This is a genomic window from Salinicola sp. LHM (assembly GCF_034479735.1).
Classification (GTDB): Bacteria; Pseudomonadota; Gammaproteobacteria; order Pseudomonadales; family Halomonadaceae; genus Salinicola; species Salinicola salarius.
Map to the genome: position 1 here is coordinate 2693872 of NZ_CP140261.1, position 25201 is coordinate 2719072.

At 61.7% G+C, this 25201-nt stretch carries 26 protein-coding genes and 1 tRNA gene; 20 read left to right on the forward strand and 7 right to left on the reverse strand.

Annotation, left to right across the window (positions count from 1 at the left end; translation table 11 throughout):
- Nucleotide 1 precedes the first annotated feature (1 nt).
- Complete coding sequence (locus tag R5R73_RS12315) at nt 2–883, reverse strand: NAD(+) kinase (RefSeq protein ID WP_071232087.1); 882 nt, start codon at nt 881–883, stop codon at nt 2–4.
- Between the two features lie 286 nt (nt 884–1169).
- Here R5R73_RS12315 and R5R73_RS12320 point away from each other — a divergent pair, with 286 nt between their 5' ends.
- Nucleotides 1170–1535 carry a hypothetical protein gene (locus R5R73_RS12320; protein ID WP_071232086.1) on the forward strand — a complete coding sequence of 122 codons (366 nt, stop codon included), beginning with the start codon at nt 1170–1172 and terminating at the stop codon, nt 1533–1535.
- A gap of 11 nt (nt 1536–1546) precedes the next feature.
- Complete coding sequence (locus tag R5R73_RS12325; RefSeq protein WP_322527680.1) at nt 1547–3715, forward strand: pyrroloquinoline quinone-dependent dehydrogenase; 2169 nt, start codon at nt 1547–1549, stop codon at nt 3713–3715.
- Between the two features lie 197 nt (nt 3716–3912).
- On the opposite strand, the gene R5R73_RS12330 is transcribed toward R5R73_RS12325, so the two are convergent.
- The gene (locus R5R73_RS12330) at nt 3913–4785 is read right to left on the reverse strand and encodes a LysR family transcriptional regulator (protein WP_110634346.1); all 873 of its coding nucleotides are present in this window, start codon (nt 4783–4785) and stop codon (nt 3913–3915) included.
- Nucleotides 4786–4890: 105 nt separating this feature from the next.
- Between R5R73_RS12330 and R5R73_RS12335 the strand changes: the two genes are divergently transcribed.
- The 6 genes from R5R73_RS12335 to R5R73_RS12360 all read left to right on the forward strand — a co-directional run bounded on the left by R5R73_RS12335 (nt 4891) and on the right by R5R73_RS12360 (nt 10020).
- On the forward strand, nt 4891–5640 hold the full coding sequence (locus tag R5R73_RS12335) for an NAD(P)H-dependent oxidoreductase (protein ID WP_322527681.1): 750 nt from the start codon (nt 4891–4893) through the stop codon (nt 5638–5640).
- 51 nt (nt 5641–5691) lie between these two features.
- A complete protein-coding gene (locus tag R5R73_RS12340; RefSeq protein ID WP_322527682.1) occupies nt 5692–6819 on the forward strand; it encodes an aminotransferase class V-fold PLP-dependent enzyme in 1128 nt (375 codons plus the stop codon).
- 46 nt (nt 6820–6865) lie between these two features.
- Nucleotides 6866–7780 (forward strand): VOC family protein, encoded by a 915-nt coding sequence (locus tag R5R73_RS12345; protein WP_322527683.1) that lies wholly within the window; start codon nt 6866–6868, stop codon nt 7778–7780.
- A gap of 162 nt (nt 7781–7942) precedes the next feature.
- Nucleotides 7943–8278, forward strand: a complete 336-nt coding sequence (locus tag R5R73_RS12350) for an antibiotic biosynthesis monooxygenase family protein (RefSeq protein WP_071232080.1) — start codon at nt 7943–7945, stop codon at nt 8276–8278.
- Nucleotides 8262–8894 (forward strand): cell wall hydrolase, encoded by a 633-nt coding sequence (locus R5R73_RS12355; protein ID WP_322527684.1) that lies wholly within the window; start codon nt 8262–8264, stop codon nt 8892–8894. Before R5R73_RS12350 ends, R5R73_RS12355 begins: the two co-directional genes overlap by 17 nt.
- Before the next feature lie 85 nt (nt 8895–8979).
- Nucleotides 8980–10020, forward strand: a complete 1041-nt coding sequence (locus R5R73_RS12360; RefSeq protein ID WP_322527685.1) for a DUF1853 family protein — start codon at nt 8980–8982, stop codon at nt 10018–10020.
- Here R5R73_RS12360 and R5R73_RS12365 read toward each other — a convergent pair.
- A complete protein-coding gene (locus R5R73_RS12365) occupies nt 9956–10846 on the reverse strand; it encodes an EamA family transporter (RefSeq protein WP_322527686.1) in 891 nt (296 codons plus the stop codon). The two genes, R5R73_RS12360 and R5R73_RS12365, sit on opposite strands and share 65 nt — an antisense overlap.
- Between R5R73_RS12365 and R5R73_RS12370 the strand changes: the two genes are divergently transcribed.
- Complete coding sequence (locus R5R73_RS12370) at nt 10845–11333, forward strand: DUF6314 family protein (RefSeq protein WP_071232077.1); 489 nt, start codon at nt 10845–10847, stop codon at nt 11331–11333. The two genes, R5R73_RS12365 and R5R73_RS12370, sit on opposite strands and share 2 nt — an antisense overlap.
- A 50-nt stretch (nt 11334–11383) precedes the next feature.
- On the opposite strand, the gene R5R73_RS12375 is transcribed toward R5R73_RS12370, so the two are convergent.
- Nucleotides 11384–11542, reverse strand: coding sequence for a YqaE/Pmp3 family membrane protein (locus tag R5R73_RS12375; protein ID WP_071232076.1), 159 nt, complete (start codon nt 11540–11542; stop codon nt 11384–11386).
- 216 nt (nt 11543–11758) lie between these two features.
- Nucleotides 11759–12013 (reverse strand): hypothetical protein, encoded by a 255-nt coding sequence (locus R5R73_RS12380; protein WP_322527687.1) that lies wholly within the window; start codon nt 12011–12013, stop codon nt 11759–11761.
- A 345-nt stretch (nt 12014–12358) separates the two neighbouring features.
- On the opposite strand from R5R73_RS12380, the gene R5R73_RS12385 reads away from it, so the two are divergent.
- From R5R73_RS12385 to istB, 5 genes are all read left to right on the forward strand, one after another.
- The gene (locus tag R5R73_RS12385) at nt 12359–12682 is read left to right on the forward strand and encodes a hypothetical protein (protein WP_139284309.1); all 324 of its coding nucleotides are present in this window, start codon (nt 12359–12361) and stop codon (nt 12680–12682) included.
- A 133-nt stretch (nt 12683–12815) separates the two neighbouring features.
- Nucleotides 12816–13013 (forward strand): hypothetical protein, encoded by a 198-nt coding sequence (locus tag R5R73_RS12390; RefSeq protein WP_110634316.1) that lies wholly within the window; start codon nt 12816–12818, stop codon nt 13011–13013.
- A 69-nt stretch (nt 13014–13082) separates the two neighbouring features.
- Nucleotides 13083–13232, forward strand: a complete 150-nt coding sequence (locus R5R73_RS12395; protein ID WP_276232579.1) for a hypothetical protein — start codon at nt 13083–13085, stop codon at nt 13230–13232.
- A 767-nt stretch (nt 13233–13999) separates the two neighbouring features.
- On the forward strand, nt 14000–15523 hold the full coding sequence (istA, locus tag R5R73_RS12400) for an IS21 family transposase (protein ID WP_416221188.1): 1524 nt from the start codon (nt 14000–14002) through the stop codon (nt 15521–15523).
- Nucleotides 15516–16289: an IS21-like element helper ATPase IstB gene (istB, locus tag R5R73_RS12405; protein ID WP_322527534.1), complete on the forward strand. Its 774-nt coding sequence runs from the start codon at nt 15516–15518 to the stop codon at nt 16287–16289. Before istA ends, istB begins: the two co-directional genes overlap by 8 nt.
- 282 nt (nt 16290–16571) lie before the next feature.
- Here the strand turns inward: istB and R5R73_RS12410 are convergent.
- Nucleotides 16572–16645: transfer RNA gene (locus R5R73_RS12410), tRNA-Gly, on the reverse strand.
- A gap of 719 nt (nt 16646–17364) precedes the next feature.
- Entirely contained in the window at nt 17365–18078 is a 714-nt protein-coding gene (locus R5R73_RS12415) for a GntR family transcriptional regulator (RefSeq protein WP_322527688.1), read from the reverse strand.
- 190 nt (nt 18079–18268) lie between these two features.
- Here R5R73_RS12415 and R5R73_RS12420 point away from each other — a divergent pair, with 190 nt between their 5' ends.
- From R5R73_RS12420 to R5R73_RS12445, 6 genes are all read left to right on the forward strand, one after another.
- A complete protein-coding gene (locus tag R5R73_RS12420) occupies nt 18269–19312 on the forward strand; it encodes a 4-hydroxythreonine-4-phosphate dehydrogenase PdxA (RefSeq protein ID WP_276232577.1) in 1044 nt (347 codons plus the stop codon).
- A 136-nt stretch (nt 19313–19448) separates the two neighbouring features.
- Nucleotides 19449–20510, forward strand: coding sequence for a tripartite tricarboxylate transporter substrate binding protein (locus R5R73_RS12425; protein ID WP_322527689.1), 1062 nt, complete (start codon nt 19449–19451; stop codon nt 20508–20510).
- A gap of 76 nt (nt 20511–20586) precedes the next feature.
- Nucleotides 20587–21078 carry a tripartite tricarboxylate transporter TctB family protein gene (locus tag R5R73_RS12430; RefSeq protein ID WP_276232575.1) on the forward strand — a complete coding sequence of 164 codons (492 nt, stop codon included), beginning with the start codon at nt 20587–20589 and terminating at the stop codon, nt 21076–21078.
- A gap of 24 nt (nt 21079–21102) precedes the next feature.
- The gene (locus R5R73_RS12435; protein ID WP_322527690.1) at nt 21103–22656 is read left to right on the forward strand and encodes a tripartite tricarboxylate transporter permease; all 1554 of its coding nucleotides are present in this window, start codon (nt 21103–21105) and stop codon (nt 22654–22656) included.
- 69 nt (nt 22657–22725) lie between these two features.
- On the forward strand, nt 22726–24195 hold the full coding sequence (locus R5R73_RS12440; protein WP_322527691.1) for a flagellar biosynthesis protein FlgA: 1470 nt from the start codon (nt 22726–22728) through the stop codon (nt 24193–24195).
- Nucleotides 24192–25169: a sugar phosphate isomerase/epimerase family protein gene (locus tag R5R73_RS12445; protein ID WP_322527692.1), complete on the forward strand. Its 978-nt coding sequence runs from the start codon at nt 24192–24194 to the stop codon at nt 25167–25169. Before R5R73_RS12440 ends, R5R73_RS12445 begins: the two co-directional genes overlap by 4 nt.
- Nucleotides 25170–25201: the final 32 nt, after the last annotated feature.

The window sequence follows — 25201 nt, forward strand, 5'->3', positions numbered from 1 at the left end:
GTCAATCTCCCAGCCTGCTGCTCCAACCCAGCTTGGAGCGGCAGGCTTCGAAGAAACTGTGCCCGCGTGGATGAATCAGCGTCAGGCGCTCGGCGTGGCGACGGACGTAGAGAATGTCGTCAGGCTTGCAGACGACGCGGGTCTGGCCGTCGCAGCTGACATGGGGATAGGCCTGGTTGATATCGCCGATATGCACGCGAATCTCGCTGGCGGCATCGATCACGATCGGCCGGCTGGAGAGCGTGTGCGGGAACATGGGTACCAGCGTGATCGCCTCCAGCCCCGGATGCACGATCGGCCCGCCACCGGAGAGCGCATAGGCCGTGGAGCCGGTGGGTGTGGCCATGATCAGGCCATCGGAGCGCTGGGAATAGACGAAGCGATCGTCGACGAAAAGCTCGAATTCGATCATCCGCGCAGCCTTGCCGGGATGCACGACCACATCGTTGAGACTGGTGCCGGAACCGATCAGACGCTCGCCACGATAGAGCTCCGCCTCGAGCAGAAATCGCCTTTCGGTGTCGTACTGCCCTTCCAGTACCTCGGCCACCTTCTGTTCGACCTCGTCGGGGGAGATATCGGTCAAAAAGCCCAGCCGCCCACGGTTGATACCGAGTACCGGCGTCGCGCTATGACACAGGGCCCGCGCCGCCCCCAGCAGGCTGCCGTCGCCGCCAACCACGATCACCAGATCGCACAACGTGCCCAGCTCCCGGCGCCTGGCTTCCCTGTGGCCATGGCCGGAAAGCAGCGCAGCGGTACGATCCTCGATCACGATCTCGAGACCATGACGCTCGAGAAAGATCACCAGGCGCTTGAGCGTCTCGACCACCTTGTCGCTACCCAGACGGCCAATCAGACCGATGGTGTTGAACGATTCCATACAACGTGTCTCTCGCGGGGTGACGGCCGGCCATTATGCTGGCTGCGCTCGCTTTGCCGCAAACGACCCGCCACATCGGTTAAAACTTCCTCCCAAAAAATCAATCGTTTCCATGCTAACATCTAAAAGTATCCTACACTTTAGTCTGCCTGGCGTGTGGATTCCGCGCACACGTAACCACACTCCCGACTGTTTCGAGGCTATCAATTGACCTGATGCAACATCAGAACGATGCAGAAACAGCCGCCAGGTGCACCAATCGATCTCATCAGGAGACAACGACCTCATGTCCCAATCTCGATCATTCAGGGCGGGCATCATAGTGCTGCTGGTGGCCTCGCTTGCCGGGCTCGCCGTATCGCTTTATGCCTATTTCACTCCGCTGACCGGTGTCGACGGTACGCTTGGCGCCCTCGTCGTCATCCTCACGTCGATCGCGCTGGTCGTCATGACGCTGGTGTTGGCTCCGCTTTCCTGCCGCAGCGGACGCGTGGCGCTGCGAGTGTTGATCCTGCTGGATCTCGTCGGCACCGGTTTCGCCGGGCTATTGCTGCATCAGTGGTGGCTGACGGCCGCCATGGTGGTTGGCCTTATCGGCCTGCTGCTGGACATGGCCAGTCCGGCTGCTTCCAAGTCACCAGCCCATTCATGAGGAGCCGATTCATGCCAACTTCCTTGCCCCAAATGCCCTTGCCTGCACTGAAGCTCACCGCGCAGCGGTTGGGTACGGCCACGGCACTGGCGCTACTGCTCGCCCCGGTCCCGCTGTTCGCCCAGGACCAGCCAGCCGATGCCGGCCAGACATCGGCCCAGAGCGACGCTCAGTCGTCGTCCGAGTCACAAAGCCCCGAGTCACAAAGCCCCGAGTCACAAAGCCCCGAGTCACAAAGCCCTGACTCACAAAGCCCCGAGCCACAGGACGTCAGCGCTGCGGACTCGAACGATCAGGAAAATGCCAACCGGCCGCCGATTCCGCTGGTGCCGGAGAAGCCGACCTGGGACAGCTTCCACGGTCAGCTCAACGCCCAGAAGTACAGCCCGCTCGATCAGATTACGGCGGATAACGTCGGCGAACTGGAAAAAGTCTGGGAGTACCACACTGGCGATATCTCCGACGGTTCCGGCGACATCCCGGCGACGGTATGGTCGGCGACCCCGGTCTTCGCCAACGACACCATCTACATCGGCACGCCCTTCTATCGCCTGATTGCGCTGGACCCGGGCACCGGTGAAGAGAAGTGGAGCTTCGACACGAAATCCTCGCGCGAGGCGTTGACCCAGCCGGTGCTGAAGAACCGCGGCATTTCCTACTGGGAAGCCGAAAACCCGGTCGCCGGCGAACCGTGCCAGAAGATCGTCTACATGGGCACCATGGACGCTCAGCTGTTCGCGCTGGATGCCGATACCGGCGAACTCTGCAAAGGCTTCGCCGACAACGGCGTGCTCAACGTCAACCAGTGGAACGACACCCACGCCGAGTGGCCGCTTTCCGTCCTTCAGCCTCCGACCGTGGTCGGCGACCATCTGATGCTCGGCTGGGCCGGCATGGACTGGGCCTACGAGCAGGCGCCACCGGGAACGATCTTTTCGCTTGATGCCCAGACCGGCGAGCTCGAATGGACGTTCCAGGCGCTTTCCGACGAGATGCGCGAGAAGAGCGGTACCGCCAACGTCTGGACGCACATGTCCGCCGACCGCGAGAACGGCCTGCTCTACCTGCCGGTCTCTTCGCCGTCACCGAACTACTGGGGCGGCAATCGCACCGAAGAGGCTCCTTTGGGAACCTCGACCACCGCGCTCGACATCGAGACCGGTGAAGTGGTGTGGTCCCGCCAGTGGGTTCACCACGATGTCTGGGACTATGACATCAACTCCGCGCCGACGCTGATGGACATCACCGTCGACGGCGAACAGATCCCGGCGCTGGTCCAGGCGACCAAGCAGGGCTTTTTGTTCGTGGTCAACCGCCTAACCGGCGAGGATGTCTGGCCGATCGAGGAGCGCCCGGTCCCGCAGGGCGACGGCACCGTCGAGGGCGAAGTCTATGCGCCGACGCAGCCGTTCCCGACCAAGCCGGCGCCGCTGCTGGATCAGTCCGAGAAGCCCAAGATCTGGGGTCTCGCCGACGCCGTGGGTGCCGGCCAGTGCTCGCGCCTGTGGGACGACCTCTGGTACGAAGGCATGTACACCCCGCCGACTACCAAGGGCGAAGGCACCTTGACCTATCCGGATAGCGCGGGTGGCGTGCAGTGGGGTGGCGTGGCGTTCGATCCCGAAAGCCAGACCGCCATCGTCAATACCTCCCATATCGTGCAGTACGTCAAGCTGTACAACCGTGAAGACTACGAAGAGGCCGATAGCGGCTCCGGCAACGAAAGCGGCTTCGCCCCGCAGAAAGGCGCACCGTACGGCATGCGTCTGAAGGTGGCGATGAACTGGCTCGGCATGCCGTGCTGGGAACCGCCTTTCGGTGAGCTGGTGGCGATCGACATGCATACCGGTGACGTGAAGTGGCGTAAGCCGGTCGGCGCCTCTCAGCAGTACGGCTTCTTCATGCCCGAACGCTGGGGCTCGCCGACTATCGGTGGTCCGGCCGTGACCGCAGGTGGCGTCGTGTTCATCGGCGCATCGATGGATGCCAAGGTGCGTGCCTACTCGCTCGAGACCGGTGAAGAGCTGTGGGAAGACCAGGCCCAGGCGCCTGCCGTCGCCAACCCCTCGGTCTACGAGTACAAGGGCCGCCAGTACGTCGCTTTCGTGGCCGGTGGCAACACGATCCTCAAGGATCAGGTAGGCGATCAGGTGGTGGTGTACGCCCTGCCGGAAGAGTGATCGCCCAGCCCGATAATCGACGGGCAGTTGCGATCATGATCGCATTGACGGGGTGGGCCTTGGCCCACCCCGTTTTTCGTTGCGAATGGCTGATCCCGTTTCAGTCATCCAAAAAACAGAACACCTCGCGCCTTTCATTCGATCGCGCTCTCTCTGGATACTCGGTGGATGAACCCACCAGCCCGCCCTGCTCACACTTATTGGGCTGGCAAGCGCGCAAAGTCGCCTCGTTCCTGCATCCTCTTACGCAGGAAATCAAACAGTGCCATGACCCGGGCATTTCGTCGGAGATCAGGATGCGTCAGCATCCATAATTCGGTCCGCAACGTCGGAATCGGTTTCCCTTTCCTGACCAATCCGACATCGTTCTCTGCCAGATAGCAAGGGAGAACGCCCTTCCCGATACCGCTTCGGACGGCTGTCAGCATGGCCAACATACTGTCGACGCGATAACCGATAACGCCCGCCTGACTGCTCAACCAAGCATCCAACGCCGGGTATCCCATTCTGGCATCTACCCCCACCCAGTTTGAGCTATCGGCGGCCATTCCTTCGATATCTCCATATACCGCCATGTCGATCCAGCCGAGACGATGACCGACCAATGTATCGGGCGGCCGATTGGTCGGACGAATAGCGATATCCGCATCCCGTCGAGTGATATTTAGCGTGCGATTGGATACCACGACTTCAAGAGAGATCGCCGGATGCAACCGGCGAAAGTCGGCCAGTGAATTGGTCAATACTCCTGTAAGTAACGTATCTGTCGTAGTAATTCGCAGCGTGCCCTCGAGTTGCTGATCCCGACCGGCCAATTTGCGTTCGATGTTGCTGGCTTCCGCCGCTACGCGCCTGGCAGAGTCGACCATAAGTTCCCCCATGGCGGTGGCCGTATAAGTCCCGGATTGGCGCTCGAAGAGACGTGTGCCGAAGCTCGACTCTACCGCCTTTAGCCGTCGAAACGCAGTTGCGTGATTGACTGCCAACCGACGCGCAGCGCCCGCTAGCGTCCGTTCCTCGGCGATTGCCAGCACGATTTTCAAATCATCCCAGCGCCACGATCCCGACATACCACCTCCTTGCACAAATGCAAAAACAGATTTCCGAAACACCTTATTGCAGTGCGTTATCGCAATAAATAATGTGTAATGCCACTCCTTTCAGGCATTTACAACATGCAAGTACTGATCGTTCATTGTCATCCTGACCCGTCATCATTCAACGGAGCGATGACACGAATCACGCGGGAATGTCTCGCTTCGACCGGCCACGCCGTAGCACTCTCTGATCTCTATGCTCAAGGATTCGACCCCGTCGAGCATTCTCGTCACTATGAGGCGCCCACCAATTCGGCGGTATTCCAGCCACTGACAGAACAGCGTTATGCCTTCGAGTCGGAACAATTGGCGCCCGACGTACGCCGGGAAGTCGACAAGCTCAAGGCTGCCGATCTGGTGATCTTCCAGTTCCCGCTTTGGTGGCATGGCATGCCCGCCATGCTCAAGGGGTGGTTCGATCGGGTCTTTGTCTACGGTGGTATCTATAATGGAGAACGCCGTTTCGATCGGGGCATGTTACAGGGTAAACGTGCCCTCTACTCGTTCACGACCGGTGGCCCAGCAGAGACGTTTTCTCCGCTAGGGCGAAGTGGCGATATAGCCAAGTTGATATGGCCGCTGCATTGTTCACTTTATTACGTCGGTTTTGATGTCTTGCCTCCTCATCCCATCTATGGCGTGCAGGGTGGTGGGCTGCAATATCAGGCAGCGGATGCATTCAGAAAGAGGCTCGAGGAAGAAAAGCACCGCTGGAAGGATCGTCTGACAGGGCTCTTTGAGGAAATGCCTATTCCTTTTACGGGCTGGAGCGATTGGAACGAGGCAGGCATCCTGCTCGATTCGCACCCACTGAGGTGGCGCGGGTAGCGATTCCCCGGCAGCATACAGGGAGAACCCGACCTCAAGGCAGGAACTCCCGTGCAGCCATCCGATCTGTGCTACCTCAACAATGCGTCCGTCGGCCTGCAAAGCCCGACGGTATCGGCACGCCTGCGGGACTGGCTGGAGGCGGAGATGGCGGTCTATCCGCGCCAGCGCCTCGAAAGCGCCATCTGGGATCTGCAGGCGACACGAACCCGGCTGGCCGGCTGGATCGGGGCGCCAGAGCCGCAGGTCGCATTCGGGGCGAGCACCTCGCAGCTCATGGGGCAGATGGTGGGGAGCCTCGATCTCGCCGGTCGGCGGCTGCTGGTCGCCCCGGGCGAGTGGGCTTCGAACATCGTCATGCTGAGGCGCCTGGGCGGAGAGCCGCCGCGCCATATCGAACTGCTGGCGACCGATGCCGATGGCCGGTTCGACATGGCCGCGATTGCGAACCAGATCGGCGAGGACGTCGCGGCGATCCTGACGCCGCTGGTGACCAGCATCGAGGGCCGTCGCTACGATGTCGAAGCGCTGGGAAATCTGCCCCGACCATCCCACTGCCCGCTGATCGTGGACGCTGCCCAGGGCTTGGGTCAGACCGAAGTCGATGTGCGCCGGCTCGGCTGCGACGTGCTGGTCGCCACCACTCGCAAGTGGCTCCGTGGCCCCCGCGGCATGGCGCTGCTCTACGTCAGCCAGCCGGCAGTGGCCATGATGCATCCCAATCCGGCGCCGGAACTGGCGGGATTGCGCCTGGACCGGGAGACCCAGCGTTTTCTCGACCTCCCCCAGGCGCGGCGCTTCGATGCCTCGGACGTCTCGATCATGAATCAGGTCACGCTGACAACGGCGATCAAAGAACTGCAGCAGATCACGCTGGAGGCGTTGCGCGAACACCTGACGACGCTGACCGAACGGATCTACGAACTGGCCCGCGAACGAGGGTTTCGGCCGCTGCTGCAACAGCCGGAAAGCGGCATCGCCACGATTCATCTGCCGGACGCCGCACCGTTACAGATTCACCAGAAGCTCGATGCGGCCGGCATCGTTGCCAAGGTGTGTGATACCGCCGCGGAGCCCTTGAACGTCAGGTTGCCGACGACAGGCGCCCTGGTGCGGATCTCGCCGCATTGGCACAACACGAAGGACGACATCGACCGCGCCATGGCGGCGCTGAGGTGAGAAAACCGGAGACTTATTCCGTACCCTGCCTTCAGGAATCCCGATATTGGGCAATACTGCAGACAACCACACCACGGATGAAAGGCTCATGAGCTTCGGCATCGATCACCCCTTACTGGCGGTCAATCATCTCGATCACGCCGCCCAGGCGGCGAGAGATCTCGGCTTCAACGTCAATTCGCGCCACCGGCACCCCTGGGGCACGGACAACCATCTGCTGTTCTTCAGCAACAACTTCATCGAGCTGATCGGCATCGGTCGCCCGGAATGCCTGGACTATCAGGACGACAACGGTTTCCAGTTCGGTCGTCTGATCGAGGCGCGCCTGATCACGGTGGGTGACGGCATCGCCATGGTGGCGCTCGACAGCGACAGCATCCAGCGCGATCACGCTCTGGTGGCGGCACGGGGATTTTCCGAGGCCTGCCCGATCATCTTCCGCCGCATGGCGCATCTGCCCGGCGGCCGCAACGAGGAAGTGAGCGTGGCGCTAGACATGCTGCACGATCCGGAACGTCCCTTTCTGACCCAGTTCCTCTGCCAGCAACTGCGCCCCGAGCTGTTTCGTGTCGATCCGACGCAGGAAGCTCATGCCAATACCGCAACCTCGATTGCCGATGTCTGGTACGTCAGCGACGACCCGGCTTACGACATCGAGCATTTCCGACGCATTCACGGCGACAGCTCGGTTCGCGGCAGCGACACCGCCTGGACCATTCATACCCACAAGGGCGATTGTCACCTGCTCGATCGCCAGACACTGTCAGCGACCTTCCCGACCCTCGGCGATATCGAACCGGAACCGCCGCGCGCCGTGGCGCTTACGCTTACCTGCCGAGATCTGGATGCGGCGATCGCCTGCTGGGACAGCCAGGGCATCGACTACCACCGTCACAGCGAGACCCAGGCCGACATCGCGTCCGGCGTACTGGGGACGCTACTCCGGTTCGAGCAGCGTTAAGCACGACTCGAACGACGTGAGGCCCCCCTTGCCGGCTCGACTTTTGCCACCGGATGCTGGCAATGTTGCTCGGTCATGTCCGAAAACGCGCGGCGACATCGTTCTTCGGTTCGTTCATACGGCTCCCTCCCGGGGCCGATTTTCTCAGTCAGGAGTCGATTCATGTTCATCGCCATGAACCGCTTTCGCGTCAATCCGGAGCGCACCGAGGAATTCGAGACGCTGTGGCTGGAGCGCGAAACGCACCTTCAGGGGTTGCCCGGGTTCGTCGAATTCCACATGTTGCGTGGTCCCGCGGAGGAAGATCACGTTCTCTACGCCTCCCATACCCTCTGGCGCACCCGCCAGCATTTCGAGGCGTGGACGCACTCGGAAGCCTTCCGTGCCGCCCACGCCAACGCTGGCCAGAGCCGCCGCGAGGGCCTCTATCTCGGGCCGCCCAAGTTCGAAGGCTTCGAGGTCATCCAGACGATCGGCAACGATGATCAGGCCGGCTGATCGATATCGGCGCCTGGCGGGCGCACTCTTGCTGACGGGGCTTCTGTTGCAAGGCGAGTCGGCACTGGCCGAACCGCCACTGACAAAAGCCGAGATCGCCCGCCAGAAAGCTGAGCAGCTCGAACAGCGCGTCGCCGAGACGGACAAGATCGAACCGGCCCCGGACGCGGCACGACTGACGCCAGAGGGTACGGAGGCAGTCGACCCCCGCGGCCTGGCACCGCTGGACGATGCCATTACCTGCCTGGCGAGATCGATCTACTGGGAAGCCAAGGGCACCGATCAGCGCGAGATGCAGGCGGTGGCCAACGTGATCATGAACCGGCTGGGGAATCCGGAATTTCCATCGAGCCTGTGCGACATCGTCCAGCAAGGCTCGGAGACCGGGCAGTGTCAGTTCTCGTGGTGGTGCGATGGCCGTCCCGACGAAGCCACCGAGCCCGAGCAATACGCGGCGGCGAGAGAAGTGGCGCGCCGTGCGCTCAATGGCACGCTTCCCGACATCACCCACGGCGCGCTGTTCTTCCATCACCGCAGCATCTCGCCCGGCTGGATGTCGACCCTGGTGCGGACGGCGCGGACGCACGAATTCAACTTCTATCGCGAGCCCGGATAACGACGCGAAGCCAGCGAAGAGAACGCGCCCCACCGACGCAGATAGCGTCATGCCGGCCAATGCACGATCCCACGGAGTCTTCCTCTTGCTCGATGCCTTCGCCCCTCTCGATGCCTTCCCCCCTTTCGATGATGCGCTGCGGGAAGATCTGGCATCGCTTCGTCAGCCTTGGGTCCGCGATATCGCCTGGCTGCTGCATGCGCCGGACATGGCGACGCTCGACTATGCCGGCCGGCCCACCTTGGCAGAGCTCGGGCTGGAGGAACCGCAACGAAGGCGCACCTGGTTGCGCCAGCAAGAGGATCAAGGGGAGCGCTTCCAGCAAAGACGCCTGATCCGCCGATCACAGCGTCTGGGCATCTATCACGAAACGCTGTGGCAGTGGATTCTGGATCATGCGCCGCGCACCCGGCTTCTGGCCCATAACATGGCGCTGCGCGAGAGCAGGCAGACCCTTGGCGAGCTGGACCTGCTCTACGCTTCCAGGGGGACCGAGAGCTCGCCGGCAGAAGCGAATAGAGGTTGCCACGATCTGCTGACCTTCCATGCCGAGCTGGCGATCAAGTTTTTCCTCGGCCTGCCCGAAGGGCCGGGTGATGACCGAAACGCCGCGCGCTGGATCGGCATCGGCAGCTTCGACTCCCTGGCCATCAAATGCCATCGCCTGGCGTCTCATCAGCTACCCAGAGGCCGATCTCCGGCCGCCGAACGGCAGCGCCAGAGGCTAGGCGCCACCGGAGCATTGCGGCAGCGCATCATCATGCCGGGATGTCTTTATCATCCGTGGGATCAGCGCCTGCCTCTGCCGAGACTGGCCAATGCCAAGGCCGAACAGGGCCTGTGGTGTCACTGGCAAGATTGGCCTTCATTGATCCGGTCGCTGCCGGAAGGGGCTCGCGGCCATCGGCTGACCAAGCCTCACTGGCTCGCGCCGCCCGCGACCGAACCGATGCCGCTGGCGATGCTGGACCGTGAACTGGCCCATTCTTTCAGCGTTCCCGGCGGGCCTGCACATCTGCTGCTGATCCTCCCGGATGATCGGCGATGCCGGCTCTTCGTGGTCAGGGACGACTGGCCGCTGGCGTTGCCGTTGCCACCCCGGAGCGCTTCGCCCAGCGCGCATTGAGCCACAGCGAACCGGCCAGGATCACGGCACCGATACCCAGGCGGGCCAGATCGGCGTCCCGGTTCCAGATCACCAGGTTGACGATCAACCCGGCGGGAATCAGAGCGTTGTTCATGATCGCCAGCGTGCCGGCATCGACGCGGCAGGCCCCCTTGTTCCAGAGGAAATAACCCAGCCCCGAGGCGACGAGGCCCAGCCACCCCAGAACGCCCCACTGCAGCGGTGTCGTGGGCAACTTCGCCGAGTCGCCCAGCAGCCAGAATGCCGGTATGGCGATGCAGAGCGCGCCCAGATAGAACCAGCCGAACAGGTGGCGATGCGCCACGCCATCGGGCAGGCTGCGTGCCAGGTGCCGATACGCGACCTGTCCCAGCGCAAAGCTCAGGTTGGCGCCCTGCACGACCAGGAATCCCAGCCAGTAATCGTTCGTGACGCCGTCATACCGGATCACGGCCGCGCCCACCACGGCCAGCGCCGCTACCACCAGATAGCGTGGCGAAAATCGTCGCGCCAGCAGGTCATCGACAAGCGTGATATAAAGCGGCGTGAAAATGGTGAACAGCAGCACTTCCGGCACGGTGAGCAAGAGGAAGGACTGGTAGAAGAAAAGATACATCACGCCAAGCTGGAGGCTGCCGATGGCCATCAAGCCGAGGCGGGAAGACCAGCGCAGTGCAGCGGGACGCAGAAACGGCAGGAAAATCGCGGTCGCGAGCAGGATCCGCGCCATGACGGCGAAGTAGCTGTCGACCTGACCGGAGAGATAGACACCGATCAGACTGAACGAAAAAGCCCACAACGCCGTGACACCGACGAGATACGACATGAATGGTCAACCTTATGAAATCGAAAAGTTGACGGCCATTATACGGCTAGAGACGCTGTTGCCCAACCTCTCGCGCTTCGCGTTCAGCGCGCAGTCGGGTCAGGCCTCGGCGGTAGGCTGGAATGGTCGTGGCGAAGGCAGGATCGAGGTGACTCGGGAGAACCACAGCGTGCGCTTCTTCGAGTCGGGCATCTTCACGCTGGATGGCCAGACCCGCAACGCACCCATGCGCAACGTCTACCGCTGGGATATCCATCCGGATCGAATCGCGCTTTCGCATGAGCGCCGCGGTGCTGACGCTGCCGTCTCGCTATTCGACCTGATCGTCGAAAACGATGACACCCTGGTCAGCGCGGAGGTACATCAATGTGCCGCCGATGCCTATAGCGCCAGGCTGACATTGATGGATGACGGGATCGATCTCGCGTGGCGCATCGTCGGGCCACGCAAGGACGAACGGATTCTCTACCACTATCGAACCCGCTGAAACGACATCGGCTTCCCGAAGGAAGCCGATGAACGCGTCGCTGCGCTGCCTTAGCGCGTCGCGATGATCCAGATCGCGTGGATGATGCCCGGTATGTACCCCAGCAACGTCAACACGACGTTGATCCAGAATTGCAGCCCCAGCCCCACCTGCAGGAATACCCCTACCGGCGGCAGAATGATGGCGAAGATGATGCGAATGATGTCCATATGGCCTCCTTTGCTCGAAACGACATCGTTTGTGCTCGACAATCCGTTGCAGTACTTCGATAAATCCAGTACTTCGATAATCCAGTGCTTCGAGAAACCGAAACCTTTGGATTTTCAAAGTAGACGAGATGACGACATCTCGTTGAAAAATCTTGGTTCACCCGGTCACAGCATAGCGTTCTTTCGCCTCCAACGCTGCCGACCTGGGTGCTCCTCTCACTCGTGATCGTCTTCCGGAGTCTCGCGAGGCGAGCGACGCGAGCTGATTTTGGCGCTGATCGATCGCGAACCGGAAGCCAGCGCCTCGTGATGCCGCTCCCAGTCCTCCCAGTCATGAGGGGTGCCGCTGCGAGGACCATGCTCCACGGCTTCCCGCGCGCGGGCCCAGGCTTTCTCCTCGAGCGACTGCGGCTTTTCCTCTTCCTTGTCGAGCGCGATTCCCTGCTTGGCAAGATAATCTCGAGCATTCATGGTCAGATCCTCCTGGCCGCCACGTTGGATCCACGCACGACGCGTGAACCCATGATGGCGAGAGATGGCGACGACCCCGCTCCACTTCAAGCCGTCAACGACATCCTATAGCGATAACGGCGCCAACAGCACCAGCTGAAATGGATTCTCCCGTCAGATCGGGTTTATGAACTATAGTGAAGGTGCGCGACACCGTGGATGATGGTTGCCGTGTTCACCTTCTGACGTGTTCGGTATCGTCATTTTCGACACTGTCGTGCTCTTGTCACGGTAGTTCTCTTATCACGTAGTTCTCTTACCACGTAGTTCTCTTACCACGTAGTTCTCTAGCAAAAGGACCTTGTCATGAGAAAGAACCTTATTACTGCCTCCTTGACGGCCATGCTACTGATGGGTGCAGCAGGTCACGCGCTCGCGCAGAGCGAGGCGATGGAAGAAGCCTACGAGGCCAATGAAGAGCCCTTGACCGAAGGTAGCGGTGTCACCGAATCCAGCGGCAAGCAGTCGGACACGGCGTCGGGGGGCCACAGCGAGGCCACGGAAGAGTCTCTGAACTCCATGGAGTCGGAGACGGACGAAACGACCAACGTTCCTGATTCAGATCAGCTCGACGACATCAACGCCGAAGGCCAAAGCGACGCGGCCGGTGACGCCATCGAGAGCCAGTGATCCTGCCAGACCAGTCGAAGGGGCTTCGGCCCCTTTTCGATACAGCGCGATGCAACGATGTCGCATCAGCAGGAATAGCTGCCCAGACTGGCATCATCGCCAAGACAGCACACGGTCAAGAGAGGGAGGTTCCGTGAAATCATTCGTCGTGCGTCATTCCGACATCAACGAAACGCAGCAAGCACCTGAATGGCTAGTCGTCGACAGTCGCTATGACGAAAGCGGCGACCGTCGCTGGATCCATTCCCGCCACGCGTTTTCTGAAGAGGCCGAGATGGAGGCCGAACGCCTCAACGGTAATGACACGTCACCCATTGGAAGCGTCGATTGAGCCAGGCCCCGCAGTGGGATCCTGCAACAACGCATCGGCGTTTCGACCACTCCGAATCAGGAGGATGACATGAAGAAAATGATCGGCGCGGCCATCGCCAACTGGCTAAGAAAGCCGGAGAACCGGGAAAAAGCCAAACGCACGGCCAAACAGGCCTATGACAAGTACCAGCAGCGTAAAAACGGCCCGAAACCCGGTTCGGATCGTAACCCACGTTAAAGTCTTCCAAATACTCCAGACAACAAGACTGGGCTTGTGATTGGGGCTCGAGAAGCCTTGTTCTAACATTAGATTGAATAAGTTCGTCTGCTAGACATATAAAGCCTAAATTTTCCTGGCCTCCTGCCGTTCATGTATCAATGCGTAATGGGAAATGTTGCGTATCGCAAATGGCAGACAATGAGGTCGTGATGAGGATGATGGCGAAGGATCGAGTGGAGCCTCTCATAAAAAAAAGGATAACACCTGATAAGAAAAGTCTGGCAGCGCTCGCCGAACAACACGGGATGCCGCTAGGCACACTCAAGACGCGGGTAAAGAAACTGACCGATCAGGGCATCGATAGAGACAAGGCCATTCGCCTGGCTCTCAAGAATCCGATAGGGCCACAAGGCCGCCCCAGACGTGAATGACAGGAAGTGACCTGCAACGCCACTCCTGGCGGGTGGCGTTATTGATCATCGCTCGCGAGTCGATATTCACTTTTTCGTCGTATTGCTGCCCGGAAGCGACCTATCGACTTTATCGGCGACCTCCTCCTTGACGAAAGTCTCCTCTCGCTTCTGCATGTCACTGGTAAAGTCCGATCTCTTGCCGACGACGGCACCGCAGGACGTGCAACGAACCTCCTGATCCGGTGCATCGCCAGCGGGAACGTCAAGCGTCTTGTTACTATAGAGCGACAATTACTCTGGCCGGCCGACGACAACTACTGTGACCGGTTGCCCTAAGCTTGACCGCTTGTCCCGACCCACCAGGGAGCCGGTATGGCGGTCACCAGCCAACAGGTCACGCTCTATATGTCGCAACGTCAACAAGGCCAGACCCAGGAGGTCGCCGCCGCCAAGGCCGGCCTCTCCGTCAGAACCGCTCGCCGCCTCGAACGCCGGGCCGAGTCCTCCGAGCCGCCGGCATCACGGCACTGGCGAACCCGGCCCGACCCCTTCGCCGATGTGTGGGAGACCACGCTCGTCCCCCAGCTGGCCGCCGCCCCGGGCTTGCAGGCACTGACCCTGCTGGAGTGGTTGCAGGAGCAGCACCCCGGCCAGTACCCGGACAGCCTGCTGCGAACCCTGCAGCGCCGGGTCAAGGGCTGGCGAGCCGCGCACGGCCCGGAGAAAGAGGTAATGTTCCCGCAAACCCATGGCCCCGGGCTGCGCGGCCTCTCCGACTTCACCGAGCTCAAGGGGATTGTCATTACCGTGGCAGGGGAGCTGCTTGATCACCGGCTCTACCACTTCCGCCTGGCCTACAGCGGCTGGTGTTATGTCCGGGTGGTGCTCGGTGGCGAGAGCTACCCGGCGCTGGCTGAAGGCCTGACCCGTGCGCTGGAGCGGCTTGGCGGTGTCCCCGCGGAGCACCGCACCGACAGCTTGTCGGCGGCCTTCCGCAACCTCGGCCGGGAGGCGGAAGCCGACCTCACCGAGCGTTATGCTGCCCTGTGCGCTCACTACGGCATGACGGCCACCCGTAATAACCCAGGGCGCGGCCATGAAAACGCCAGCATCGAGTCGCCACATGGCCACTTCAAGCGGCGCCTGCAACAGCGCCTGACGCTGCGCGGCTCCCAGGACTTCGCTAGCCTCGATGACTACCAGGCCTTCCTCGATGAGGTGACCACCGCGATCAACCGCCGCAACGCGGCCCGGATCACCGTCGAGCGTGGCGCGCTGCAGCCACTGCCCAGCCGGCCCGGTACCGACTACAGCGAGGTGACGGTGCGCGTCACTACCTCCAGCACCATCCAGGTGCGCAAGGTGCTCTACTCGGTGCCGTCCCGGCTGATCGGCGAGAACCTGCGGGTGCACCTTTACGATGATCGCTTGGTGCTGCATCACGCACAGCAAGCATTGCTGACGCTGAGGCGGCTGCATGCCACGCCGGAAAGCGGCCGGTTGCGGGTCATCGATTACCGCCATGTGATCGGCTGGCTGGTCCGCAAGCCCCGGGCGCTGGCGGGGCTGACGTTCCGCGACGACCTGTTGCCGAGTGCGGAGTGGCGCGAGCTGTACGCCCGGCTGACCGCCGCCTTGCCGGTCGCCGAGGCCTGCAAGCGCATCGTTGGCGCTCTGGCGTTGGCCGCCGAGCAGGACCAGGCCGAGGCGATCGCCAGTTACTGGCTGGGCGCCCTGGCGCGCGGGAAGAGCCCGACGCTGGCCGAGCTCCAGGCCCGCTTCGCCGCCACGCCGAGCGCCACGCTGGTTTTCCCCCAGGTGACTCAGCATGACATCGCCAGCTACAACCATCTGGTGCCCAGCGTGCCGACCACAGAGGTGTGCTGCCATGCCTGATGCCCAGACGCTGCCGCTGCTACTGCGACAGCTCCGCCTGCCCACCATGGCCGCCTGCTGGCCCCAGCTGGAAACCCGCGCCCGAGCCGAAAACTGGAGCCTGCCACAAACACTGGCCGCCCTATGCGAGCACGAGCTGGCCGAGCGTGAGCGACGCCGGCTGGCCCGGCACCTCAAGGAGGCCCGGCTGCCGGTGGGCAAGACGCTGGAGTCCTTCGAGTTCGACGCCATCGCGGCCGAGCAGCGCCAGCAACTGAGCGCCTTGGCCGGCGACACGCAGTGGGTCGACCAGGCTCACAACCTGCTGCTGTTTGGGCCCTCCGGCGTCGGCAAGAGCCACGTGGCGGCCGGGCTCGGGCATACGCTGGTCGACCAGGGTTACCGGGTGCGCTACGCCACCGCCTCAAGCCTGGTCCAGGAGCTCCAGGCTGCCAAGCAGGCACTGCGCCTGAGCGACGCCCTGATCAAGCTCGACAAGTACGCCGTGCTGGTGATCGACGATATCGGCTACGTCCAACGCAGCGAGGCCGAGACGTCAGTGCTGTTCGAGCTGATCGCCCATCGCTACGAGTCGGCCAGCCTGATCATCACCGCCAACCAGCCGTTCAGCGCCTGGGACAGTATCTTCCCCGACAGCATGATGGCCGTGGCCGCCATCGACCGGTTGGTGCACCACGCCACGCTGATGGAGCTGAGCGGGGAGAGCTACCGTAAGCGTGCTTATCAACGACAATTACAAGGAGGAAAAGCTGGGTCGTCGGACTGACGACAACTACCCCACCCAACCGGCCATTTTAATTGTCGCCAAGCGGCCAAAGTAGTTGACGTCGCATATGTTACCACATTTCGGGCATTGGGTAAGGGCTTCTGCCATGGGACTTCTCCTTTACTGAGCTGTCCTCATCAGCGTAGCGGATCTACTGCAGATTCGCGTTGGTTCATCCTTCATCCGGCGCCAAAGCAGAGCCAGGCCAGGCAATGGACGACAATTGTCCTTGATGAACAATCGGTTAGAAGCACAGAGAAGAAGGTGGCGGACAAACAAGGATGGAGCGGGTGAAGGGAATCGAACCCTCGTCTTAAGCTTGGGAAGCTTCTGCTCTACCATTGAGCTACACCCGCAATGGTTTTGATAGTAAATCCAACCACTTAGACTTGCAAGCTTCTCCACACCGGCAACGACATGCGAGATGGCATCGCCTTCCGAACAGGAGAAAGCCCGACCGATCATCGCTGACCGGCCGAGCTTTCGATCAGCATGGGCCTGACTTGCTGAAAGTCGCGGGCTGCCCCGTACCGCTTCCCTGGCTCCGTTTTCCTTCACGGGTTCCTCTACCGCCGTCCTTGAAAGGAAGTAAAGTCGATCTATCCAATAGATCGCTTCAATGCCGCTACCCCTGGATGCGGCAGTTACCGCTGCTCTTCAATCCATTCGCTTCAATTATGGGATGAATTTACCCGGTCAATAAGGAAAAGCTCCATTGCCAACCTGTGATCCGGTTAAAATCGTTCACCCAAAATAATTATCCTGTGTTAAATAACATCTCTAATTTGGAGATCACTTTTGTACCCATGAAAGCTGATAATCAAAAGCGCTACCTGGGCTACATTTCTGACTAGCTGACTGACGACTGAAAAGGGAATGGAGGGTCAGTTCCTGTATAAAACCCCCGACCGAAGCCGGGGAGCCCAAGGATCTACAACGGAAGAAAATCATAGCGCCACGGATTGGAAGTTAATAGCTCTACGATCTGATTCTTCATGTAAGAGATTTCGGATAAGGCAAACGGTTACATGCATATGCGATATCGAAAATTCCCTTCTTGATCCTTTGCCAGTGATCACGACACGACATCACGCACTCGCTCCCAGGCATGTTCGAGGTGCTCGCTCAGCGCGGAAACCAGGGCTGGCGCGTCACGCCCCTCGAGTGCCTTGATCATCGACTCGTGCTCTGCGACCGCCGCCGCCCACTTTTCCCGCCCTTCGTGGCCGATGAATCTTACGCGCTTGAGCTTCGATTGCAGTGAGGCATGAACTTGAATCAGCGACTCGTTATGGCTCAACGCCACGATGGCGGAGTGGATACGCTGATTGGTCTTGTAGTAATCGAGCCGATTTTCCTCCCGATAGTAATCCAGCATTTCGTCGTGAAGCTTTCGCACCTCGGCGATCTCCTCGTCGCTCGCTTCGATACAGGCCAGGCGCCCCGCCAGCTCCTCGAGCGTGCGAATCAACACCAGCATGTCTTGAATATCCTTGGCCGAGAACCGGCGAACCGAGGCCCCACGCTGCGGTGTCAGCTCGACCAGGCCTTCGCTCGCCAGATAGCGCAGCGCTTCCCGCAGGGGGGTCCGCGATACGCCAAGGCGCTCGCATAGCGGGCCTTCATAGATGCGCTTACCCGGTTCGAGCTCCCCCTCGATGATCATGTCACGAAGGTGGCTGGTAATCGCATCATGAAGCGAATGCCGGGCAATCGCGGATCGAGGCGATGACGTGGCGGACACGGTTGTCTTCTTCATGAATGTCAGACCGGTAGTGGAATGGTGCATGAATGTATCGATTCAGCTGGAAACGCTCAGTGAAGGGCGCCTCCGCGGAAAGTCTGAGGCCATCATACTGCGCGCTGACCAGTTTCTGCCTCCATACCAACGTATAATGTATACATTTTGGATTTGAGCGCAATCTCCTCCTCACGCGAGCACTTCCCACGAGTGCTGCTCCCAACGACGAGGAGACACCATGGCTCTTTCCCCCCCGCGTCACGACGCATCCGAGCTGCCGATCATCGCCCTGGCCATGGGCGACCCCGCCGGCATCAGCGCCGAGTTGACGGCAAGACTGGCAGCGGACGACGCCGTCAACCGTGCCGCGCGCCTGGTCATCATCGGTGATCGCCGAATCTTCGACGAAGGTGCCCGCGTCGCCGGTGTCGCACCGACGCTGCATCCCGTCGACGAGACAAGTTCGCTCATCGACCTCGAGTCGACGCCGGCTTTCATCGACCTGGCCCATCTGGCCCCGGACGAGGTCGACCAAGGCAAGGCGACGCCAGCGGGTGGAGAATTCGCCTCGGCCAATTTCCGGCACGCGCTCGCACTGGCTCATGGCGGCCAGGTGGATGCCGTCTGCTTCACCCCGTTCAACAAGAAAGCCATGCGTTACGCCAACCCTGGCTACGACGATGAAATCCGCTTCGTGGCCGACGCCATCGGCTTCGAAGGCAAGGCGCGGGAATTCAACATTCTGGAATCGGTGTGGAACGCTCGCGTGACCTCCCACATTCCGCTGAAGGACGTCGCCGCGGCACTGACGCCGGACTCGATCATCGACGAGCTGATGCTGACGCACCGCTGCCTGCAGCAGGCCGGGCACGATCATCCACGCATTGCCGTCGCGGGCCTCAATCCCCACGCCGGTGACGGCGGCAGCTTCGGCATGGAAGAGATCGAGATCATCGAACCGGCGATCCAGCGCGCGCGTGAACTGGGAATGGAGGTAGAAGGCCCTTTCCCGGCCGACACCGTCTTTCTTCGCGCCGTGAAAGAAGGCTTCCACGCGGTGCTGACCATGTACCACGACCAGGGCCAGATCGCGATGAAGATGATGGGTTTCGATAGCGGCGTGACCATGCTCGGCGGCCTGCCCTTCCCGGTTTGCACGCCGGCCCATGGAACGGCCTATGACATCGCCGGTCGTGGTATCGCCGACCTCGGCGCCTCGCGGCAAGCCTTGCTGCTGGCGGCACGCATGGCCAGCCGAGCCCGTCAGCAGGCAGCTGGCTGACGTTTCGCGACTGCCGGAAGTTTCACCGGAGCCGGCGCCGGCCGGCACGCTGAAAGCAGCGACATGCAGGACTCAACCACGGATCACAAGCGACTCTCACAATAGCAACAACGCGAGAAACGACAGGAGAAACGCCATGTACCAGCTCAACCCGCTTACCGCCCATCAGCCCAAGCCCCTATCCTCAGGTGCGTCCAAGGCCCGGCCCGTCCTCAAGCTCAAACCTCTTGCCCTGTTCTTCGCCGCGCTCACCGTCTCCGGCAGCGCCCTGGCCTGGCAGCCGGAACGCCCGGTGGAGTTCGTGGTGACATCCGGCGCCGGCGGCGGAACCGATACCTTCGCGCGCACGGTGCAGTCGATCATCGGCAAGCATCAGTTGATGGACAAGTCGATCATCGTCTCCAACAAGGGCGGCGGCAGCGGTGCCGAGGGCTATGTCTACTCGGCGTCGTCCAAGGATGATCCCTACAAACTGACCTTCGGCACCAACAACGAATATCTATTGCCGGAAGTCGGCGAGATGCCCTACGCGGCAGAGGATTTGCAGCCAGTGGCCGCCATGGCGATGGACGAGTTCCTGATCTGGGTCAACGGTGATGCCGAGTATGAAAGCGCCAAGGATTTCATCGACGCCGCCAAGCAGAACCCCGGCAAGATGCAGTTCGCCGGCAGCCAGTCCAAGGACACCGACCAGACGCTGGTCAGCATGATCGAAGAGGCTACCGGCACCGAATTCCGCTACGTCCCTTTCAACGGCGGCAGCCAGGCGCTGGTGCAACTGGCCGGCGGTCATGTCGATGCCAACGTCAACAACCCCAACGAGAATCTCGGCCAGTGGCAGGCCGGCATGATCAAGCCCCTGTGCGTGTTCAGCCCCGACCCGTTGCCCAAGGGCGAACCCGTCTACGAGGACAAGGGCTGGGGCGACATTCCCACCTGCCAGTCCCAGGGCATCGACATCAGCGAATACCGTATGCCGAGAACCGTCTGGTTGCCAGCCGGCGCTCCCGAAGAAGCGGTGACCTACTACCAGGAGCTGCTGAAGAAGGTCAGCGAAACTCCGGAATGGAAGGACTACGTCACCCGCACCGTCCAGACCAGCCAGTTCCTGAGCGGAGAAGAGCTCGAGCAGTACATCGACAACAATGCCAGCACCGTCAAGAAGGTGTTCGAGCAGGAAGGCTGGAGCGCTTCCTGAGTCGATGTCGGTGTTGATTGGTTGATGTCGCTGGGCAGCCTCGCGCTGCCCGGCTTTCCAGAGGGAGGGAGAGAGCATGACCCACAACGGCATTTCCCGTTACAGCATGGAGATCGCCACCGCGTTACTGACCGCCGCCATTGGTGTCGCGATCTGCTATGGCGCCTGGCAGGTCGGTATCGGCTGGACACCAAGCGGGCCGGATTCAGGCTACTTCCCGTTCTGGATCGGCGTCCTGGTCGTTGCCGGCAGCCTCGTCAATCTGCTGCGCACGGTCATCGGTCACCGCCACAAGGATGAAACCTTCCTGGATGCCGCCCGGCTCCGCTCCTTGGCTCGCTTCACGTTGCCGATCATCGGTTTCGCCGTGATCTCCCTGCTGCTGGGGCTTTACGTCGGCACCACCCTTTATGTGTTGTTCGCCATGCGACTGCAAGGTCACTACGCCTGGTGGCGATCGCTGGTCAGCGGTATCGCCATCAGCATCTGCTTCTATCTGCTGTTCGAGCTCGTGTTCCAGGTGCCGCTATTGAAAGGGCCGCTGGAACATGCGTTCGGCATCTATTAAGCGTCCATCTTCAGGGAATCGATCATGAACAATCTCTCGCTGCTGATGGAAGGTTTCGCCACCATCCTCACCTGGAATCATCTGATGATCATGGTGATCGGCGTGATGCTGGGCATGCTGGTCGGCGTGCTGCCAGGTCTGGGCGCGCCCAACGGCGTCTCGCTGCTGCTGCCGCTGACTTTCACCATGGATCCGGTATCGGCCATCATCCTGTTGAGCTGCATGTACTGGGGCGCGCTGTTCGGCGGCTCCACCACCTCGATTCTGTTCAACATCCCGGGTGAGCCTTCATCGGTTGCCACCACCTTCGATGGCTACCCGATGGCGCGCAACGGTGAAGCGACGCGCGCGCTGACGCTGGCGTTCATGGCCGCCGGCCTCGGTGCCCTCGCCGGCGTGGTGATGATCACGCTGCTGGCCAACTGGGTCGCCCAATTCGGCCTCAAGTTCTCGTCGCCCGAATACTTTGCCGTCTATTTCCTGGCGTTCTGCAGCTTCATCGGCATGAGTTCCAGCGCGCCCTCGAAGACGCTGGTCTCGATGATGCTGGGGCTGGCCTTCGCCACGGTCGGCATGGATAGCGTCTCCGGTGGGCTGCGCCTGACCTTCGGCATTCCCGATCTGGTCAAGGGCATCAGCTTCCTGGTCGCCGTCATGGGGCTTTTCGGTATCGCCGAGCTGATGGTGACGACCGAAGAGGGCTTGAGCTTCAAGGGCATCAAGAGCCGGATCCGGATCATGGATATCCTGCGCACCATGGCCGAGCTGCCACGATACTGGGTGTCGCTGGTTCGCAGCATCCTGATCGGGATCTGGATGGGCATCACCCCTGCCGGACCGACTGCCGCCTCGTTCATGAGCCACGGCATCGCCAAGCGCTTCTCGAAGCACCCGGAACGTTTCGGCAAGGGCGAGCCCAACGGCATCGTCTCGCCGGAAGCGGCGGATCACTCCGCCGGTACCTCGGCGCTGCTGCCGATGCTGGCGCTGGGTGTGCCCGGCTCCGCCACGGCAGCGGTCATGATGGGCGGGCTCATGATCTGGGGGCTCACGCCGGGGCCGATGCTGTTCGTCACGCGCCCGGACTTCGTCTGGGGCCTGATCGCCAGCATGTACCTGGGCAACGTGGTCGCGGTCATTCTGGTACTGGCGACGGTGCCGCTCTACGCCTCGATACTGCGGGTGCCCTTCGCCATCATCGGGCCGGTCATCGTCGCGGTGATCTTCACCGGCGTCTATCAGGTTGCCAACTCCACCTTCGATTTCTGGCTGCTGCTGTTCTTCGCCCTGCTCGGCTATCTGTTCAAGAAGCTCGACTATCCGGTCGCGCCTCTGGTGCTGACCATGGTGCTCGGCCATCGCGCCGAGGAAGCCTTCCGCCAGTCGATGGTGATGTCCGACGGCTCGCTGACCGTGTTCTGGTCCAACTCGCTGGTGAGCACGATCATGGGGCTCGGCGTGCTGATGCTGGCCTGGCCGCTGATCTCCAAGGTGCTCGGCCTGCGCGGCTGGCGTCAGCGGCTGCAGCGGCAGAAACCGCAGGCGCCCAAGTCTCCCACGTCCGATTCCCGCGTTTGAGTCGAATCCGCGTTCGATTCGAGGCCCGTTTTCAATTCGAGGCCCGTTTTCAATTCGAGGAAAGTCCCCATGCATCTCTCTCACTATCTCGATGGCGACGATCCCATCCGCTGCTGCGTGATCGGCGCCGGCGGGTTCGGTCGTAGCTTCGTCGTTCATGCCCGCCACCTGACAAGCATCGATACCCGCATCGTTCTCGATCTCGATCCGGCTCTCGCCGCGAGCGCACTGACCGATGCCGGTATCGAGCCGGGGCGAATCCGCCACTGCCGCACGCCGGCAGAAGCCAGACGAGCCTGGGACGGCGGCGACTGGATAGTCGGCGACCGTCTGGAAGCCGTGATCGAGCTGTCGCTGGACGTAGTGATCGAGGCTACCGGGCATCCCGAAGCCGGCGCCCGCCATGCCGCACTCGCCATCGAAGCCGGGCACCACGTGGCGCTGGTGACCAAGGAAGTCGACAGCGTGGTCGGCCCCGGGCTGGCGGCCATGGCGCGCAAGCGTGGCTGCGTGATCAGCCCGGTGGATGGCGATCAACCGGCATTGGCGATCGGCCTGATCAGTTGGGCCGAAACGGTGGGGCTGGAAATCCTCGCTGCCGGCAAATCGAGCGAATACGACTTCGTCTTCGATCCGACGGCAGAGACGCTGACCAGCAACGGTCGGCGTATCGACGTGCCCGGCTTCGGGGAGCGCTGGGATTTGCCCGCGGGGCTGGACAGCGAAGGTCATCACCAGTGGGTGGCGGACCGCGCCCGAATCGCTGGCGCGCTGCCGCAGCATGCGGTGCCGGATCTGTGCGAGATGGCGATCGTCGCCAACGCCACCGGGCTGATGCCGGATCGTCCGGCACTGCACTATCCCATCGCCCGTCTCGGCGAAATTGCCGAGCTGTTCGTGCCGACGACCCAAGGCGGTCTGTTGACGCGAACGCCCGCACTGGAAGTATTCCACTGCTTACGCCGTCCGGATGAATTCAGTCTCGCCGGTGGGGTATTCGTGGTCGTGCGCGGGCATGATCGCGCCAGCTGGCAAATGCTGGCCGAAAAAGGCCATCTGATCAGCCTGCGTGGCGATAGCGCGATGCTACCGTTGCCGCGCCACCTGCTCGGGCTCGAAGCCGCCACCACGCTACTGGAAATGGTGCGACGCGGCGTCCCCAGCAGCGTCAGCCAGCCGCGGCCGCATGTCGATCTGATCGCCATGGCCGCATCGGATCTGACCGAGGGCACCACGCTCACCGCCCACGGCCATCACCACAGCATCGACAGGGTGTCGTCGGCGCTGGTGCCGGCCAGCCCGCTCGGTGACGACGCCGCGCTGCCCTACTATCTCGCTGCCAACCGGGTACTGATTCGCCCGGTGCGTGCCGGTGAGCCCATTCGTCTGCGCGATGTCGCGATCGACGAAAGCTCGTGCCTTTGGAAACTGCGCCAGAGGCAAGACGCGCTGTTCTTCGCTGCCGCCATGTCTTCCACCGCCGCGCCTTCTACCGCCGCTACCTCTTTCACCACCGACCCTGTCGAGAACCCGAGATGACTTCCGACCTTACCGATTGGCCAATCGCCGCTGCCATGCTGCCGTTCTCCAACCGTCTGGCGGATGGCTCTCCACTTCAGGAAGCCAGCGTCGAGCAGTGGCAGCCCCTGTTTCAGGAGATCGCCGAGGCGGGATTCGATCGTGTCGATCTGTCCGACAACTGCTTTCGCCCCGGTGAAATGTCGACCGGCCAGCTCGACACGCTCGCCAGCGTCATCCAATCGGCACGTCTCGAACCCAGCTCCATCTCGGTGGTGCGCTCGAGCGTGATCGATGAACGCGACGGTGACGACCACCTGGCCTACAGCCACCGCTCGCTGGAGGCCGCGGCCAGGCTCGGCATCGGCACCGTCTCGATCGGCTTGCATCGGCCGCTGACCGAGGCCCAGCAGCGCCAATTGTGGTTCTGGACGGTCGAAGGCCATCGCGACGATCCCGACGATCGGGCTCAGTGGCAGAAGGCAGTGACACGCATCCGCGAACTCGGGCAGCACGCCGCAGAACTCGGCATCGTGCTGTCGCTGGAGATGTACGAAGACACCTATCTCGGCAGCGCCGACTCGGCCGTGGCCATGGTCGAAGAGATCGGCCTCGATTCGGTGGGATTGAATCCGGATATCGGCAACCTGATCCGACTGCATCGGCCGGTGGAGCCGTGGCTCGACGCCTTTCGCAAGGTGCTGCCGTGGTCGAACTTCTGGCATGCCAAGAATTACATGCGTGACGAGGATGTCGAACGCGGCCACTACGTCGCCTTCCCCGCCCCCATGGAAAGCGGCCTAATCAATTATCGCCAGACAATGAAGCTTGCCGTAGAAGCCGGCTTTCGCGGCGTGATCTGCCTCGAGCATTACGGTGGCGACGGTCTGAGCGTCTGCGCCGCCAATCAGCGCTACCTGCGCGACCGCGTTCTGCCCGCCTGCCGCCACGTCACGCCAGGGGCCAGCCGGGTCAGGCAGCCACCACGAAATTAGATAAATCAGTCTCGCATCGATGCGTCAGGCTT